Source organism: Mesorhizobium sp. M1A.T.Ca.IN.004.03.1.1, from assembly GCF_003997555.1.
Lineage (GTDB): Bacteria > Pseudomonadota > Alphaproteobacteria > Rhizobiales > Rhizobiaceae > Mesorhizobium.
In genome coordinates this window covers 1-232 of the sequence record NZ_RZTV01001177.1, presented here as the reverse complement: position 1 = coordinate 232, position 232 = coordinate 1, and the positions used below count along the sequence as shown (strand labels likewise).

The 232-nt window shown below is 60.3% G+C and carries 1 protein-coding gene; it reads right to left on the bottom strand.

Going from position 1 to position 232, the window contains the following annotated elements; genetic code table 11:
* Positions 1-232, bottom strand: a 232-nt coding sequence (locus EOD29_RS36450) for a P27 family phage terminase small subunit (protein ID WP_164764126.1), incomplete at both ends; no start/stop codon positions are given.

Genomic DNA, 232 nt, shown 5'->3' with positions numbered 1-232 from the left:
TACGGATTCCACTGGCCGATTTTCGCACGCTTGCTGGAAAGGAGCGCGCCATGCTCAGCCACGTGCTTTGCCGCCTTGCGGTACTGCACTCTGAACTCAACCAGCCTGACGACGGTATGGCCGTTGGCGTCTGCGATAGTGCCGGCTGCGTTCAGGTCTGCCATGACGGCGGCCCACTGGCGGCTGGCTTCTTCGGCATCAATAGGATCAACGTAGCTTGACGCCCAATCTG